Raw genomic sequence first — 15,284 nt, 5'->3', positions numbered from 1 at the left:
GGGCGGTCAGCCTCTCGGCAGGGCGGCGATCAGCGCCAGCGTCTCGGCCTGGCTGCGCGTGCCGCATTTGAGAAAGATGCGCTGCAGATGGTTGCGCGCAGTATTGTACGACATGCTCGCAGTGGCGGCGGCATCCACCAGCGTCGTCGATGAAATCAGCGCCAGCGCCAGATCGGTTTCGCGCACGCTGAGGCCGAACAGGTCCTGAAGCAGCCTCGCTTGCGGCGCTGGCGCGGGGGCAAGTTCATGGATCTGGATGGCGCATGCGCTGCTCATCGTTCCGAGGCATCCCGCGCTGGGTGGCGTCGGGATGATGCGCACGACCAGCGGCCGCGCGTTCGCGCCACGGCTGATCAGGGTCTGGCCTCCAGGCCGCGCCGACGCCGCCTCGCTCGCCGAGGCCGTTGCCGAGACGATCAATTGCTGAAGCCGGCGATTTTCCGGGCCGCGGCTCGCGGCGATGCTCTTGTCGTGCCACCGCAGCCCCAATCCCAATGCCAGGATCGCCTCGGCGGCGGGGTTCGCGAAGGTCACCCTTCCGCTATAATCGAGCAAGATCACGCCATCCGCCTTCGAGGCCATCGCCGACAGGAGCGCATCCTGAGTCACCGCAGAGCGTGCCAGCAGTTCGCCCAATGCGACAGCCTGCTCGATGTGCGGAGCGAGCCGCCGCATTGCCGCGATCGCCTCTTCCGAAGCCTGACCGTCCCGCTCGGTGCTGAGCAGGGTGAACATGCCGGCCTGTTGGCGGGGAAGCCGGAGCGAAAGGCCCAGTTGATAGGAGAGCCCGATCGCGTCGGCGGTGTATCGCACCCGCTCATCCCGCTGCATTTTCTCGACGTCGTACAGGCAGCGATCGAAATATAGCTGGCCCGGTGCGACGGACAGGAAATAGGGCGTGCGGGGATCATTGCGAAACGTCTCGCTGGCATAATAACGGTTGGCGAAATCGTCGTCGGCGCCATAGGCCTCGGCCCGGATATGCGCAGCGCCCTCATCGACGACGACGAGAACCCCGGCCTGATGCCCAAGGTGGTCGGCGACCGGCCCTACGGCCGATCGCCACTCCTGCTGCCCTGCCGCCGCACTATATAAAGCGGCGACGCATGCATCATGCTCGTCCAGACTCAGCACGCTCGGCGTTCCCCATCACCTGCGTAACTCTGCAATTATAGCGCAAGCGTAATGAAAGAGCGAGAGCCGAAGCTTTACGCCTTGGGCGAGCAATTGCAGGCGCTGGCCAGCTTCTTGGCGGGATCCGAGCGGGCGCCAAGCTCGGTCTTGCCCGGGCATGCCGTGGTCACCTGGCCGGATACATTGAGGCCGGTCACCGTGCTGAGATTGTAGACGACTATGCGGAGCACATGCGTGCCGGGCGTGACCCCGGTGATCGTGAAGGGCGTGACGCCGCCGGGCTGGAAGCCGAGATTGGCCGACCCCGCGGATACTGCGACCGGATTGTTATCGAAGGTGACCGTCGCCCTGTTATCGGCAGCGAAGCGCCCCTCGATCGACACCTGCGGCCCGATGACGCAGCGCGGCACTTCGATGATAAGTTCGTAGGTGTAGTTGCCGACGCCCGTTGGCGCGCCGGTTGGACCCACCCATTTGCTGCCCGGAAGTGCCGTCCATGCCGGGTTGCCGGCGGCAATGACCGGCGTAAGCGTGGTGCCGCCCGCGGAATTGGCCGCGCGCCAGGGGGCCGTGCCGGTGGAGATCGAGGCCGTGGGCTTGCTGCCGTCCAGGCATTTGCAGCAGACTGCGCGAACGGTTCGCGCTCCCGCTGCCTGCGCGACGCCGGGCGCGGGCGCGCTTGCCGAGATCAGAGCGAAAGAGGACACGGCTATCAGCGCCGAAGCGAACTTGTGCAGCATTGGTCAGCTCCCCGAATGCGGGCCACCCACACGGTAGCCCAGAGAGCCGGCATGTTCGCTCGGGGGAGCCTTGGAAGTCGATCCGTCCCGGTTAGTGCAATTGCACTATGCCGGTTTCAGCCAGCTCGGCGCCGTTTAAGCCCGCGCGCCGCCCTCGGCTGCGGCTTCGTTGTAGCGCAGCGCCTTGAGCACGGTTTCGATGATCGCATCCGCATCCAGCCCCGCCTCGGCATATTGCTTCTCGGGCTTGTCCTGATCCTGGAACACATCCGGCAGGCGCAGCGTGCGCAGCTTGAGGCCACCATCGATCAGGCCCTGATCGCTGGCCATGGTCAGAACGTGCGCGCCGAGGCCACCGACTGAATTTTCCTCGATCGTAACCGCGACTTCATGGCTGGTGAGCAGGCGGCGGATCAGGGCTTCGTCGAGCGGCTTGGCGAAGCGGAGGTCGGCGACCGTCGTGCTCAGGCCCTTCGCCTCCAGCGTGTCGGCGGCCTTGAGCGCTTCGCCCAGCCGCGTGCCGAGTGAGAGGATCGCGACGGTCTTGCCTTCGCGAACCAGCCGCCCCTTGCCGATCTCAAGCAGCTGCGGCGTCTCGGGGAGCGCGACGCCGGTGCCGTTGCCGCGGGGGTAGCGCAGTGCGATCGGGCCGCTGTCATATTCGACGGCGGTATAGGTCATGTGGACGAGTTCGGCTTCGTCCGCGGGCGCCATCACGACGAAATTGGGGAGCGTCGCCAGATAGGTGACGTCGAAGCTCCCGGCGTGGGTGGCGCCATCGGCACCGACCAGCCCGGCGCGGTCGATCGCGAAGCGGACGGGGAGGTTCTGGATCGCGACGTCATGGACGACCTGGTCATATGCCCGCTGGAGGAAGGTCGAGTAGATCGCGCAGAACGGGCGCATCCCCTGTGCGGCCAGGCCGGCGGCGAAGGTCACCGCGTGCTGCTCGGCGATGCCGACGTCGAAGGCGCGGTCCGGATGCGCCTTGGCGAATCGGTCGACTCCGGTGCCCGAGGGCATGGCCGCGGTGATCGCGACGATGCGCGGATCGGTCTCGGCGAGCTTGGCGAGGGTTTCGCCGAACACGTTCTGATATTGCGGCGGTCCTGGAGGCGCCTTGTCCTGCGTGCCCGTGATGACATCGAACTTCTGGACGCCGTGATATTTGTCGGCCGAGGCTTCGGCCGGGGCATAGCCCTTGCCCTTCTTGGTGACGACATGGACGAGGATCGGGCCGTGCTCGCTGTCACGGGCATTTTCGAGCACCGGGATGAGGTGGTCGAGATTATGGCCGTCGATCGGGCCGACATAATAGAAGCCGAGCTCTTCGAAGAGCGTGCCGCCGGTGACCATGCCGCGGGCGAATTCCTCGGCCTTTTCGGCGGCGTTGTGGACGCGCTTGGAGATGCGGCGGATCGCGCGCTTAGCGAAGCTGCGCAGGCCGAGATAGTTGGACGACGAGACGGTGCGCGCAAGATAGGCGGAGAGGCCGCCGACGGGAGGGGCGATCGACATGTCGTTGTCGTTGAGGATGACGACGAGGCGATTGCCCGCAGCCTCGGCGTTGTTCATCGCCTCATAGGCCATGCCTGCAGACATCGAGCCGTCGCCGATCACTGCGATCGCCTTGCCGGGCTTGTCGTTGAGCTTGTTGGCGATCGCGAAGCCGAGGGCCGCGCTGATCGACGTGGACGAATGCGCCGCGCCGAACGGGTCGTATTCGCTCTCGCTGCGCTTGGTGAAGCCCGAGAGCCCGCCGCCCTGGCGCAGCGTACGGATGCGGTCGCGGCGGCCGGTGAGAATCTTGTGGGGGTAGCACTGATGGCCGACGTCCCAGATCAGCCGGTCCTCGGGGGTGTTGAACACATAATGGATGGCAGTGGTCAGCTCGACCACGCCTAGCCCCGAGCCGAGATGGCCCCCAGTGGTGCCTACCGCGCTGATCGTCTCGACGCGCAACTCGTCGGCGAGTTGGCGGAGTTGTTTGGGATCGAGCTTGCGGAGGTCGGCGGGCGTATCGACAGTGTCGAGCAGCGGCGTTTTCGGAAGATCAGCCATTTGACCGCACTTACTCCTGCACATTCACACTGTCGATTGGCTAACGCACGATGCGTCGACCGGCCCCGAAATGAAGCAGTGCAATGCAGATATCATGAGGGACGGCTGAGATTTCGGTGAAATGCTCAGTCGCAGTCGGCGCATTTGCCGCGGACTTCGATCACGGGACGCTCGGGGGAGAAACCGGTGCCCTTGGCTGCCGAACGCACCGACTTGGTGATCACATCATCGTCGATATGGGTGGTCTGGCCGCACGAATCGCAAACCAGGAAGATGCAGTCGTGCAGGCAATCCGGGTGGGTGTTGGCCATATAGGCATTGGCGCTCTCGACGCGGCGGGCGAGGTTCGAGCCGACGAACAAGTCGAGGATGCGATAGACGCTGTTCGCGGCGACACGGCGCCCCTCAGCCTTGGAGACCGCCTCGGCGATGTCATACGCCGAGGCCGGCTTGTCGAACCCGGCAAGTGCTTCGAACACGCGCTCGCGCATCGCAGTCCATTGCTCGCCGGACTTTTCCAGCGTGGTCTGGGCGGCGCGGGTGAGGTTCTGGCCCTCGTGCTCGTGATGATCGTGGGCGTGCATGATTTGGATTTAGGCGCGCCTGCGGCTTGCCGCAAGTTAGCGACTCAATAGGTCGCGCGGCGGTTCAGATCGTGGCCGAGCGCGACCAGGCTGACCCCGACCAGCGTCCAGAAGATCTCGAACTCGCCATGCGGCAGGCTGAGCGCGCCGGCCATGATGCCGAGGCCGAACGATCCCACGACTGCGGGCATCATATAGCCGTGCATGAAGATGCCCCGGCCGAGCGCGAGAATGCCAAAGCCGATCGCCAGCGTCAGGCCAACCTCATGGATCACCGGGCTCAGCAAGCCGCCCGCCGACGAGATCAGCGTGAGCAGAATCGTGGTGGTCAGGCAATGCACCAGGCACAGCCCGCTCACTCCGATCGCGATGCGATCGAAGCGCGTGTCTATCGAGCCCCAGAAACGGGCCAGCGGGAGACTCACGGGCATGGGAGCTCATATAGACCGGGATAGGTAAAGGTACAACATATCATCGCGAGGAAATGTGTGGGGCCGTGAGGCGTTCCATCAAGCCAATTTGATTTTAGTCACCCCCGCGAGGGGGTGGGCTTAGCCCAATAGTCCGTGCGTCTTGGCCCAGGCGAGATAGAGCTCCGGCCAGGAATGCGCGGGCAACCCTTCGGTCCGCCGGCCCCAGCCAAAGCCGTGGCCACCTTTCTCGAAGATATGCGTCTCGACCGGCACGCCCGCGGCCTTGAGCGCGGCGCGCAGGCGGATGCTGTTGTCGACAGGGACGGTCTCGTCATCCTCGGCATGGACCAGGAAGCAGGGCGGCGTGGCACTGGTCACGAGGCGTTCGGGCGAATGTTCGCGCGCAGTTTCCGCTCTGGCACCGGGGCCGAGAAGCTGGCTGCGCGAGCCGCCATGGGCGATCGCCGGATCCATCGACACCACCGGATAGATCGGCGCGGCGAGCATCGGGCGCGGATCAAGTGTGTCGGCGGCATCCACGGGCACATAGGTCTTGCGCGCGAAGCTGGTGGCGAGGCTGGCGCACAGATGCCCGCCCGCGGAAAAGCCCATCGCCGCGACGCGCTTCGAATCGACGCGAAACTCCGCGGCGCGCGAGCGGATCAGCCGCATCGCGCGCTGGGCATCAGCCAGCGGCGCGTTCATCCGGTCGTGCCAGCCCTCGCCCGGCAGCCGGTAAAACAGCACGAACGCGCTGATCCCCCGCGCGGCCAGCCACGGCCCGAGCTCATAGCCTTCCTTGTCGAGCACGACACGCTGATATCCGCCGCCAGGGATGATCAGCACCGCCGCGCCGTTCGGCTTCTTGGCGCGAAATACGTCGAGCCGGGGCGTGCGGATGCGATCCATCGCGCGATCGGGAAAGCCCAGGTCCTTCGACCGTGCCCAGACATGATCGTCGAGTGCCGGGTTCGTCAGCCCGGGCGCTTCGCCGGGCCACAGATTGAAGCTCGCATCCGGCTTGACCGGTCCCTTCACCGCGCGCGCCTGCGCGGCAGGAGCGAGAGCCATGCCGGCGAGCCCGGCGGCGAGAAGGTCGCGGCGATCCATGTGCCCATCTGTGCCGCTCGCGCCCCGCCCGCGCAATCGCTATGAGGCGGGCAGTTGGAGGAACCGCATGTTGATTACCCTCGCGCTCGCCGCGTCGCTCGCTCTGGACGACGGCTACGACACTTGCATGGACAAAGCGGTCACCAATCCCGACTTCGTCGCGTGCGGCACGGCGCTGCTCGAGCGGCGCGACGCTGCGCTCAACACGGCGTGGAAGTCCGCGGTCGCCGATCTCGACGCGCCCACCAAGGCGGCTCTGCTCGAAGAACAGCGGCTATGGCTCGCCTTTCGCGACAAGAGCTGCCGATACTGGACGACGGGAGCGTTCGGCCGCGAAGGGCAGGCGGTGCATTTCTACACCTGCCGTGCCGCTATAATCGACGCGCGCAACGAATATCTCGGAGAAATGGGCAGCACAGGCGCAGAATAGGCCGGGTGGCGCTCTAGGGCACGCCACCCGGCCAAGCCCGCTAGCCCTATCTAGGGTTTCGCGGGCGGGTTGCCAGTCCGATGCGGCCACTCGGCCATGAGGTGCGGCCAATCACGAGCGCGCATCACGCCTTGGCGCCGAGATAATGCGATTGCGCGGCATCGGTCGCGTTGATCGCCAGCAGCGAACGCGCTTCGGCCGCCGAGCGGATGCGGCCGCTGCGATCCGAGGCGGTATCGAGCACGCGATCGAGCAATTCCTGGCCCTCGTGCCACCAGCCGATCCCGCTGGCGGCATTGAGATGTCCCTGCGGTCCGGCGTCGACGAAGTAGCTCCCCCAGCTCCGCGCCATCGCCTGCGCCCGATCCGGCGCGACCCAGGGATCGTCGCTGCTCGAAACGACGATCGATGGAAAGGGCAGGGGGCCGGAAGGTATCGGGCTGAAGCCGCTCAATTCCGGCCGCGCGCCCGGCCGGGCAACGTCGGCGGGCGCCACCAGCAGCGCGCCGACGACCGGCCAGCCAAACGGCTGCCCCGAAAGCTCGGCCCACCAGGCGACGGCCAGGCAACCGAGGCTGTGCGCGGCGAGCACCACCGGCGCCTGTGCCTGGCGGATCGCCTGGTCGAGCTTGGTCACCCAGGCATTGCGATGCGGCGTATCCCACATGCCGAGCTCGACGCGGCTCGTATCGGGCCGCGATTGCTCCCACAGCGTCTGCCAGTGCGAAGGCCCCGACCCGCCCAGGCCGGGGACGGTGAGAATGATCGGCGAATGGTCGTCATGGGGGCTGAAGATCGTCATAATCCGCTCTCTTACGCGAGGGATGGCCGGACCTCTTTTCTATTCCCATTAATTTAATAGGCAATAGCCGCTGCGGTGGAGCGAAGCGCGCATGCGGCGATCGGATTTTCCGTCTTCGCAGGGAGCGCTTTCAGCGCGCGTAAAGCGCCGCTTCGGCTGCGCGGCGGCGAGTGAGGCCGGCCATCACCTTGCCCGCGGCCTTGTTCCACTTGCCGAATTCGGCGGCAGCGCCGGCATAGTCCCCGGCCTTGTGCTTGCGCAGCAGCGTGCTGCTCTGCAAATTCCCCACGCCGACATTATAGGCAAAGCTGGTCAGCGCATCGAACTGGTTCTGCGATGTCTTGGCGCCGGCCAGGGCGTTAGACACGCCAGCGGCGAAAGTCGTCAGATGCGCGGAAAAGCGGTCGTCGCATTGCTGCTGGCTCCAGATCACGCCCTTCTTGATGTCGTTGCCCGTGGAGCCCCAGCCGATCGTCCAGGGATCGCCGCCGGTTCCCGGATCCGGATAGGCGACGAAGCTGCCATCGGCCTGGCGCTTCGCGCAGCCTTCGAATTCCTGGATCAACGACACGCAATCTGGACTTGGCGTCACCGGCTTTCTCCCCTGATTCCCGGACCAAGCAACGGAAATATCACATTGAAACCGGCTCCGTTACGACTTGTGCGTCCGCATCGGTTGCACCTGCGCACGGGCGGCTTCATAGGGGCGCATGGCCAAGCAGCGCGCCGATCAGATGCTCGTCGATCGCGGGCTGGCGGAGAGCCGGACACGCGCTCAGGCGCTGATCATGGCGGGGCTGGTCTTCGCCGGTGACCGCAAGGTCGACAAATCTGGCCAGACCTTCCCCGAAGACATTGTGCTCGACGTGCGCGGGCGCGATCATCCCTGGGTCTCGCGCGGCGGCATCAAGCTGGCCCATGCGCTCGCCCATTTCGGCTGGGACGTCAGCGGCGCTGTCGCCATCGATGTCGGCTCCTCGACCGGCGGCTTCACCGACGTGCTGCTGACCAATGGCGCGGCGCGAGTTTATGCAGTCGATAGCGGCACCAATCAGCTCGCCTGGAAGCTGCGCCAGAATCCGCGCGTGCTCGTCCATGAGCAGACCAGCGCGCGGGTGTTGACTGGCGCCCACATCCCCGAGCCTGTCGACCTGATCGTCTGCGATGCCAGCTTCATCGGCCTGGCTAAGGTGCTCGACGTGCCTTTGGGCTTCGCTGCTCCCGGCGCCAGGCTGCTGGCGCTTATCAAACCGCAATTCGAGGCCGGGCGCGACGAAGTGGGGAAGGGCGGGGTGGTCCGCGATCCCGAGATCCATTCGCGCGTATGCCGCGAAGTTGCCGATTGGGTAGTCAGCCGCGGCTGGCAGGTGGCGGGCGTGGTCGAGAGCCCGATCACCGGGCCCGAGGGAAATGTGGAGTTTTTGATTGCTGCGGTGCGGGAAACATCCGTGCAATCGCTTGCGTTTAACGAGGGCCACGAATAGCCCATACGGAAATCATGCGAAATTTATTGGGATTGATCGCGCTTGCCGCGATGACAGCCGGATGCTCGGGAGGCGGCAGCTCCCAGACGAAGGGCCGCGAGGCGCCGCTCGTGACTGCGGCGGCGGCGGAAACGATGCGCTTCGTCGAGCGGATCGATGCCGTCGGCACGGCGCGCGCCAACGAGCAGGTAACGCTCTCCGCCCCGGTCACCGAGCGGATCACGCGGCTTAATTTCGATGATGGCGATTTCGTCCAGCGCGGCCAGATCATCGCCGTGCTCGCGGCGGGGCAGGAGAACGCCCAGCTCGCCGAAGCCGGCGCGCGGGCGCGTGAGGCGCGCCAGCAGCTCGATCGCCTCCAGCAACTCAAGTCGCGCGGTTTCGCCACCAACAGCGCCGTCGACACCCAGGTCGCGCTGGCGGGCCAGGCTGGCGCGCAGGCGGCCCAGGCACGCGCATCGATCGGCGACCGCGTGATCCGCGCGCCCTTCTCGGGCTGGGCCTCGCTTCGCAACATCTCGGCGGGCGCAGTTGCTAGCGCCGGCACCGAGATCGCGCAGATCAGCGACATCTCGAAGATCAAGCTCGACTTCGCCGTGCCCGAGACGCTGCTCGCTCAGGTCAAGCCGGGGCTGGTGATCGAGGCGCGGGCCGCGGCCTATCCCGACCAGCCTTTCCGCGGCACGGTCGCGACGATCGACGCAGTGCTCAACGCCGAAACCCGCGCCGCCACGGTGCGCGCGATTCTCGCCAATGGCGATCGCAAGCTGAAGCCTGGGATGCTGCTGTCGGTGACGATCGAGAGCGCCGCGCGCGATTCGCTGGCGGTGCCCGAACTCGCAGTGGTCGGCGAAGGCGAGCAGAGCTTCGTGTTCGTCATCGACGGCGACAAGGCCAAGCGCGTGCCGGTCAAGACCGGGTTGCGCCAGCAGGGCAAGGTGGAGATTCTCGAAGGGCTCCAGCCCGGCCAGCGCGTGGTGACCGAGGGCGTGGTCAAGATCGCCGATGGCCAGAAGGTCCGCCTTGCCGGTGCCCCCGGCGCCAAGCCCCAGGCGAAGTAGCAGCAAGTGCTGATTTCGGACCTCTCCGTCCGCCGCCCGGTATTCGCCGCGGTCATGTCGATCCTGCTCGTCATTGTCGGCGTGGTGGGGTTCTTGTCGCTGTCGGTCCGTGAATATCCCGATACCGATCCGCCGATCGTCTCGGTCCAGACGACCTATACCGGCGCTGCCGCCAGCGTCATCGAGGCGCGGATCACGCAGGTGCTCGAAGAGCAATTGTCCGGCGTCGAGGGCCTCCAGACGATCACCTCGCGCTCGCGCGACGGCAATTCGGACATTTCGGTCGAATTCCGCCCGGGCCGCAATATCGACGTGGCGGCCAACGATGTGCGCGATCGCGTTTCGGCCGCCGCCAATGATTTGCCGGAAGATGCGCTCGCGCCGCAGGTGCGCAAGGTCGATGCCGATGCGTCGCCGATCATGTTCATCACGGTCAGCCGCCCGGGCTGGACCCAGCTGCAATTGTCCGATTGGGTCGATCGCAACCTCACCGATCGCTTCGCCAATATCGATGGCGTGGCCCGCGTGTTCGTCGGCGGCGAGGCGCGCCCGTCGATGCGCGTCTGGCTCAATCCGGGCAAATTGGCGGCCTTCCGTCTGACGCCGGGCGATGTCGAGACAGCGCTCCGCAACCAGAATGTCGAGCTTCCGGCCGGGCGGCTGGAATCGGGTCAGCAGAACACCACCTTGCGCGTCAATCGCCCGTTCCAGAGCCCGGAAAGCTTTGCGAGCCTCGTCGTCGGGCGCGGCGCGGACGGCTACCAGGTCAAGCTGGGCGACGTCGCCCGCGTCGAGCAGGAAGCAGAAAACCCCTATTCGCGCTTCCGCGTCAACGGTGCGCCCTCGGTAGGCCTCGGCATCGTGCGCCAATCGGGTGCCAACACGCTGGCAGTCGCGGATGCCGCCAAGAAGATGATGGAAGATCTTCGTCCGGGCCTGCCCCAGGGAATGACGCTCGACGTCGGCTCGGACGATTCGCAGTTCATCGGCCGTGCCATCGAAAGCGTATGGCACACGCTGGCCGAAGCTGCGGTGCTCGTCGTGCTGGTGATCTTCCTGTTCCTGGGAAGCTGGCGCGCAACGCTCATCCCGGCGATCACCGTGCCCATCTGTCTGCTCGGCGCCTGTGCGGTGCTGTGGCTGTTCGGCTTTTCGATCAACCTGCTGACCTTGCTCGCACTGGTGCTCGCGATCGGGCTGGTGGTCGACGATGCGATCGTAGTGCTCGAGAATGTCTATCATCGGATCGAGCAAGGGGAGCCGCCACTGGTCGCTGCCTATAAGGGCACGCGCCAGGTCGGCTTTGCCGTAATTTCAACGACGCTGGTGGTGATCGCGGTGTTCGTGCCGGTGTGCTTCCTGGCCGGGCAGACCGGGTTGCTGTTCCGCGAGCTGGCCGTGGCGATGATCGGTGCCCTGGCCTTTTCGGGTTTCCTGGCGCTCAGCCTTACGCCGATGCTGTGTTCGAAGCTGCTGCGCCATCAGGAGCGCGGCAAGTTCACCGGCTGGGTGGATCGGCAATTCGGCAAGGTCGAGAACCTCTACGGCCGCGGGCTCGATCGTTCGCTGCGCAAGCCGCTGATCCCGTTGCTGGGTATCGTCGTCTTCCTCGCCGTCGCGGGGCTCGGCTATGCGACGCTGCGTTCGGAACTCGTGCCCGCCGAGGATCAGGGCATCGCCCAGGTCCAGGTCAGTGCCCCCGAGGGCACCGGCTTCGACCAGATGGACCGCTACATGACCGAGGCGCAGTCCAAGGTGCTGCCGCTGATCGATAAGGGCGCGGTTCGCACGATCATTACCCGCACGCCGGGCGGGTTCGGGGCCAGCGACGATTTCAACAGCGGTGCATTCACGGTGTTTCTCAAGCCCTGGGAAGATCGCGAGACGACGACGCAGCAAGTCGCGACCGAGCTCAACAAGATCCTCGCCGGGCTGCCGGCAGTGCGCGGCAACGCCCAAGTTCGCTCGGCATTGGGGCGCGGGCGCGGGCAGCCGATCGGCTTCGTGATCGCGGGCACCAGTTATGAGGATCTGGTCAAGGCGCGCGACCGCATCCTCGCCGCTGCCGCGCAGAACCCCGGAATCGTTAATCTCGATTCGGACTACAAGGAAACCAAGCCGCAGCTGCGCGTCGATGTCGACACTCAGCGTGCGGGCGATCTCGGCGTGTCGGTCGCCGATGTCAGCCAGGCGCTACAGACATTGCTCGGCTCGCGCCGGGTCTCGACCTATGTCGATCGCGGCGAGGAATATCGCGTAATCGTCCAGGCCGAGGAAAGCGATCGCGAGAATTTGTCCAACCTCGCTTCGATCTACGTCCGCGCGCGCGATGGCGGGCTGATTCCCTTGTCGAACCTCGTCACGACGCGCCAGGCGGCGGGCCCGCGCGATCTCGGCCGGTTCAACAAGCTCCGCGCGATCACGCTCCAGGGAGGCATCGCGCCCGGCTATTCGATGGGCGAAGCGCTGACCTTCCTGCAGGAGCAGGCCGCAGCCTCGCCCGAAGTGCTGGCCGTCGGCTATCGCGGCGAAAGCCAGGCATTTGTCGAGACAGGCGGATCGATCATCGCCGTGTTCGGCATCACCATCCTCATCGTTTATCTCGTTCTCGCCGCGCAGTTCGAGAGCTTCGTGCACCCAGGCGTGATCATCATGACCGTGCCTCTCGCCGTCGGTGGCGGACTGATAGGACTGATGATGACCGGGTGGTCGCTCAATCTATATAGCCAGATCGGAATTGTGATGCTGGTCGGGCTCGCCGCAAAGAACGGCATCCTGATTGTCGAGTTTGCCAACCAGCTACGGGACGAAGGCGCCGAAATCGCCGACGCCATCCGCCAAGCCGCCCAACGCCGCCTTCGCGCCATCCTGATGACGTCGATCGCTACCGTTGCAGGTGCAGTGCCGCTCGCGATCGCCGGCGGGGCGGGCGGGGCGGCGCGCGCCTCGATCGGCGTGGTCATCGTCTTCGGAGTCTCGATCGCCACGCTGATCACCCTGTTCCTAATTCCCATTCTCTACTCTAGGCTGGCAAAAAGAACGGGTTCGCCGGAGGCGGTGGGCCGGGCGCTGGATGCGGCACTGCAGAAAGAAACGGCGCCGCAGCCAGCCGAGTAGGGAGTTTTGCGAAGTTGAGGGAAATCGCATCCAAGGGACAGCTCAGGCTCGCTTTCCTGCGTTGGGCGGTGGTCACCGTTCCCTTCATCCTGCTGCTCGGCTTCACTTCGGGACGGCTGGCTCCGTCCGGCGACGAAAATCCATGGTTCGTGCGGCTGGTGAAGCCCGAGATCATGCCGCCGGGCTGGGCGTTTCCAGTGGCTTGGACGGTGCTCTACATCCTGCTCGGCTTGGCGCTGGCGATGATCATCAACGCGCGTGGATCGACGCTTCGTGGCCCGGCGCTCGTCGTCTTTGCGCTGCAGATGGCGGTAAACCTCACCTGGTCACCTGTATTCTTCGGGATGCACCAGGTCGTGCCGGCACTGATCATTATCGGCGTGCTGTTCGTGCTGGCGCTGATCACGGCGATCCTCTTCGCGCGGATTCGCATGGGCGCGGCGATATTGCTCATTCCCTATCTCGCCTGGATCGGCTTTGCCGGATATCTGTTGTTCCAGATCAACGAACTCAATCCGAACGCGGCAAGCCTTGTACCTTCGCGCTCGGCTGACCAAATCCAGATTCACTGAGTTCAGCTAGGAAGGCCGGAAATGCAGAGCGACAACCGTCTGTTCGACGATTTCGTCAAGTTCGTGAACGGTGCCGCGGGCACCATGGCTGGCATGGCGCGCGAAGGCGCGGACGCCACCCGCGAACGCGCCAAGGAATGGCTGGGCGGGCTCGATTTCGTCGGCCGTGAGGAATTCGATGCGGTGAAGGCAATGGCCGCAGCCGCGCGCGACGAGGCGGAGGAGCTTAAGAGCCGCATCGCCGCCCTCGAGGCGCAATTGGCGGCCAAGCCCAAGGCACCCAAGAAGCCTCCTATCGAGCTCTGAGGGAACCGAACCCCTTTTCCACAGCTTTTCGACAGGGTTGCAAACGGCGTTCTTGTGCCGTTCTCGTGCCGTTGGCTAAATCCCGCCCAGGCAGTTCGTCTGGGGGAAGGTGTTGATGTTGGACGAAGCCGAATACGAACGCGACGATGCCGCTCCCATCGATATGCTCGAGAGCTATTTCGCTGCGCATGGCTGGACCTTCGAGCGCGAGGACGAAGAGATCGTCGCGAAGGTCAAGGGCAGCTGGACCGAATATGAGCTGCGCGCGATCTGGCGCGAGGATGATGGCGTTCTCCAGTTCCTGGCCTTTCCGGATATCCGCGTGCCCGACGAGCGCCGCGCTGCGCTTTACGAAACGATCGGCCTGGTCAACGAGCAGCTGTGGATCGGCCATTTCGAATTGTGGTCGGCCAGCGGCATACTCCTGTTTCGCCACGCTGCGATGATCGACGGCGACCAGCCCAGCCTGAGCCTCGGCCAGGCCGAATTGCTGGTCGAGAGCGCAGTCGATGAGTGCGAGCGCTTCTACCCGGTGTTCCAGTTCGTCCTGTGGGGCGGCAAGACGCCTGCCGACGCAATGGCCTCGGCGCTGATCGAGACCCAGGGCGAAGCATGACGGGCACCGTGCCCGCCAGCATCTGGCTGATCGGGTGCGGCAACATGGCGGGCGCGATGCTGCGCCAGTGGATCGCCAGCGGCGTGCTCGATCCCGCCACCGTCTTCGTTGCTAATCGTCACGATCGCGAATTGCCGGAGGGCGTGCGCCAGGGGCGCAGCTTTCCAGAAGGACCGCTACCCGATGCCGTGATGCTTGGCGTCAAGCCTCAGCAGATCGACGCGGCCGCGGATGCGCATGGCAGCCGGATCGCGGGCGTGCCGATCCTGATTTCGATCCTCGCCGGCGCCGAGGAAGTGGAGCTCGCCAAGCGCTTTTCGGCCGAGGCGGTGGTGCGGGCCATGCCGAACCTCCCGGTCGCGATCGGCAAGGGCGTGACCACGCTATATTCTGCCGGCGCCGGAGCGGATGCGCGCCAATCTGTAGAAGCCCTGATGGCGCCTCTCGGGCTGGTGGAGTGGATCGACGACGAGGCGCTGTACGGCGCGTTCACGACCCTGCACGGTTGCGGCCCGGCCTTTGTCTATCGCTTCATCGATGCACTTGCCGAAGCGGGGACGAGCCTGGGGATGCCCCCCGAACAGGCGCAGCGGCTGGCGCTAGCCACGGTCGAGGGATCGGGGCTGCTCGCGGCACAGGCCGATCAGCCGCCGGCAACGCTTGCCGACCGCGTTGCCAGTCCCGGCGGATCGACTCGGCAGGGACTGAACGTCCTCGACCGCGACGACGCGCTCAAGACGCTGCTTCGCGAGACTCTTGCCGCTTCGGCACGCCGCGATGCAGAGATGGCCGCCGAAGCGCGCAAATAGCGGAACGCTCGTGCTTCCGGACGGTTTTGCTTCCGAATCAAATCA

General features: G+C 65.5%; 16 protein-coding genes. 8 read left to right on the top strand and 8 right to left on the bottom strand.

Features of this window, described 5'->3' with window-relative positions; genetic code table 11:
* Positions 1 to 6 precede the first annotated feature (6 nt).
* The 6 genes from ACZZZM_RS16090 to ACZZZM_RS16065 form a co-directional block, all read right to left on the bottom strand.
* Positions 7 to 1,134, bottom strand: coding sequence for a helix-turn-helix transcriptional regulator (locus ACZZZM_RS16090; protein ID WP_463596084.1), 1,128 nt, complete (start codon positions 1,132 to 1,134; stop codon positions 7 to 9).
* Positions 1,135 to 1,208: 74 nt separating this feature from the next.
* Positions 1,209 to 1,874 (bottom strand): hypothetical protein, encoded by a 666-nt coding sequence (locus ACZZZM_RS16085; RefSeq protein WP_463596083.1) that lies wholly within the window; start codon positions 1,872 to 1,874, stop codon positions 1,209 to 1,211.
* 135 nt (positions 1,875 to 2,009) lie between these two features.
* Positions 2,010 to 3,935 (bottom strand): 1-deoxy-D-xylulose-5-phosphate synthase, encoded by a 1,926-nt coding sequence (gene dxs, locus ACZZZM_RS16080; protein ID WP_463596082.1) that lies wholly within the window; start codon positions 3,933 to 3,935, stop codon positions 2,010 to 2,012.
* A 125-nt stretch (positions 3,936 to 4,060) separates the two neighbouring features.
* Entirely contained in the window at positions 4,061 to 4,519 is a 459-nt protein-coding gene (locus ACZZZM_RS16075; protein ID WP_463596081.1) for a Fur family transcriptional regulator, read from the bottom strand.
* 44 nt (positions 4,520 to 4,563) lie between these two features.
* A complete protein-coding gene (locus tag ACZZZM_RS16070) occupies positions 4,564 to 4,950 on the bottom strand; it encodes a MerC domain-containing protein (protein WP_463596080.1) in 387 nt (128 codons plus the stop codon).
* Between the two features lie 120 nt (positions 4,951 to 5,070).
* The gene (locus tag ACZZZM_RS16065) at positions 5,071 to 6,042 is read right to left on the bottom strand and encodes an alpha/beta hydrolase (RefSeq protein WP_463596079.1); all 972 of its coding nucleotides are present in this window, start codon (positions 6,040 to 6,042) and stop codon (positions 5,071 to 5,073) included.
* Positions 6,043 to 6,109: 67 nt separating this feature from the next.
* Here ACZZZM_RS16065 and ACZZZM_RS16060 point away from each other — a divergent pair, with 67 nt between their 5' ends.
* Positions 6,110 to 6,472: a lysozyme inhibitor LprI family protein gene (locus ACZZZM_RS16060; protein ID WP_463596078.1), complete on the top strand. Its 363-nt coding sequence runs from the start codon at positions 6,110 to 6,112 to the stop codon at positions 6,470 to 6,472.
* A gap of 124 nt (positions 6,473 to 6,596) precedes the next feature.
* Here ACZZZM_RS16060 and ACZZZM_RS16055 read toward each other — a convergent pair whose 3' ends face one another.
* Positions 6,597 to 7,274, bottom strand: a complete 678-nt coding sequence (locus ACZZZM_RS16055) for an RBBP9/YdeN family alpha/beta hydrolase (protein ID WP_463596077.1) — start codon at positions 7,272 to 7,274, stop codon at positions 6,597 to 6,599.
* Positions 7,275 to 7,404: 130 nt separating this feature from the next.
* Positions 7,405 to 7,866 carry a lysozyme gene (locus ACZZZM_RS16050; RefSeq protein ID WP_463596076.1) on the bottom strand — a complete coding sequence of 154 codons (462 nt, stop codon included), beginning with the start codon at positions 7,864 to 7,866 and terminating at the stop codon, positions 7,405 to 7,407.
* 118 nt (positions 7,867 to 7,984) lie between these two features.
* Here ACZZZM_RS16050 and ACZZZM_RS16045 point away from each other — a divergent pair, with 118 nt between their 5' ends.
* The 7 genes from ACZZZM_RS16045 to ACZZZM_RS16015 all read left to right on the top strand — a co-directional run bounded on the left by ACZZZM_RS16045 (position 7,985) and on the right by ACZZZM_RS16015 (position 15,239).
* Complete coding sequence (locus tag ACZZZM_RS16045) at positions 7,985 to 8,758, top strand: TlyA family RNA methyltransferase (RefSeq protein ID WP_463596075.1); 774 nt, start codon at positions 7,985 to 7,987, stop codon at positions 8,756 to 8,758.
* 14 nt (positions 8,759 to 8,772) lie between these two features.
* Positions 8,773 to 9,819 carry an efflux RND transporter periplasmic adaptor subunit gene (locus ACZZZM_RS16040; protein ID WP_463596074.1) on the top strand — a complete coding sequence of 349 codons (1,047 nt, stop codon included), beginning with the start codon at positions 8,773 to 8,775 and terminating at the stop codon, positions 9,817 to 9,819.
* Positions 9,820 to 9,825: 6 nt separating this feature from the next.
* Complete coding sequence (locus ACZZZM_RS16035) at positions 9,826 to 12,936, top strand: efflux RND transporter permease subunit (RefSeq protein ID WP_463596073.1); 3,111 nt, start codon at positions 9,826 to 9,828, stop codon at positions 12,934 to 12,936.
* Positions 12,937 to 12,950: 14 nt separating this feature from the next.
* Entirely contained in the window at positions 12,951 to 13,508 is a 558-nt protein-coding gene (locus ACZZZM_RS16030) for a TspO/MBR family protein (RefSeq protein ID WP_463596072.1), read from the top strand.
* A 21-nt stretch (positions 13,509 to 13,529) separates the two neighbouring features.
* Positions 13,530 to 13,814 carry an accessory factor UbiK family protein gene (locus ACZZZM_RS16025; protein WP_463596071.1) on the top strand — a complete coding sequence of 95 codons (285 nt, stop codon included), beginning with the start codon at positions 13,530 to 13,532 and terminating at the stop codon, positions 13,812 to 13,814.
* Between the two features lie 112 nt (positions 13,815 to 13,926).
* On the top strand, positions 13,927 to 14,430 hold the full coding sequence (locus tag ACZZZM_RS16020) for a type III secretion system chaperone family protein (RefSeq protein WP_463596468.1): 504 nt from the start codon (positions 13,927 to 13,929) through the stop codon (positions 14,428 to 14,430).
* Positions 14,427 to 15,239, top strand: a complete 813-nt coding sequence (locus ACZZZM_RS16015) for a pyrroline-5-carboxylate reductase family protein (RefSeq protein WP_463596070.1) — start codon at positions 14,427 to 14,429, stop codon at positions 15,237 to 15,239. Before ACZZZM_RS16020 ends, ACZZZM_RS16015 begins: the two co-directional genes overlap by 4 nt.
* The last annotated feature ends 45 nt before the right edge of the window (positions 15,240 to 15,284 follow it).

Source organism: Sphingomonas sp. AC522, from assembly GCF_979258125.1.
Note: the sequence above shows the minus strand (reverse complement) of the source record. Positions and strands in the feature narration are given on the sequence as shown.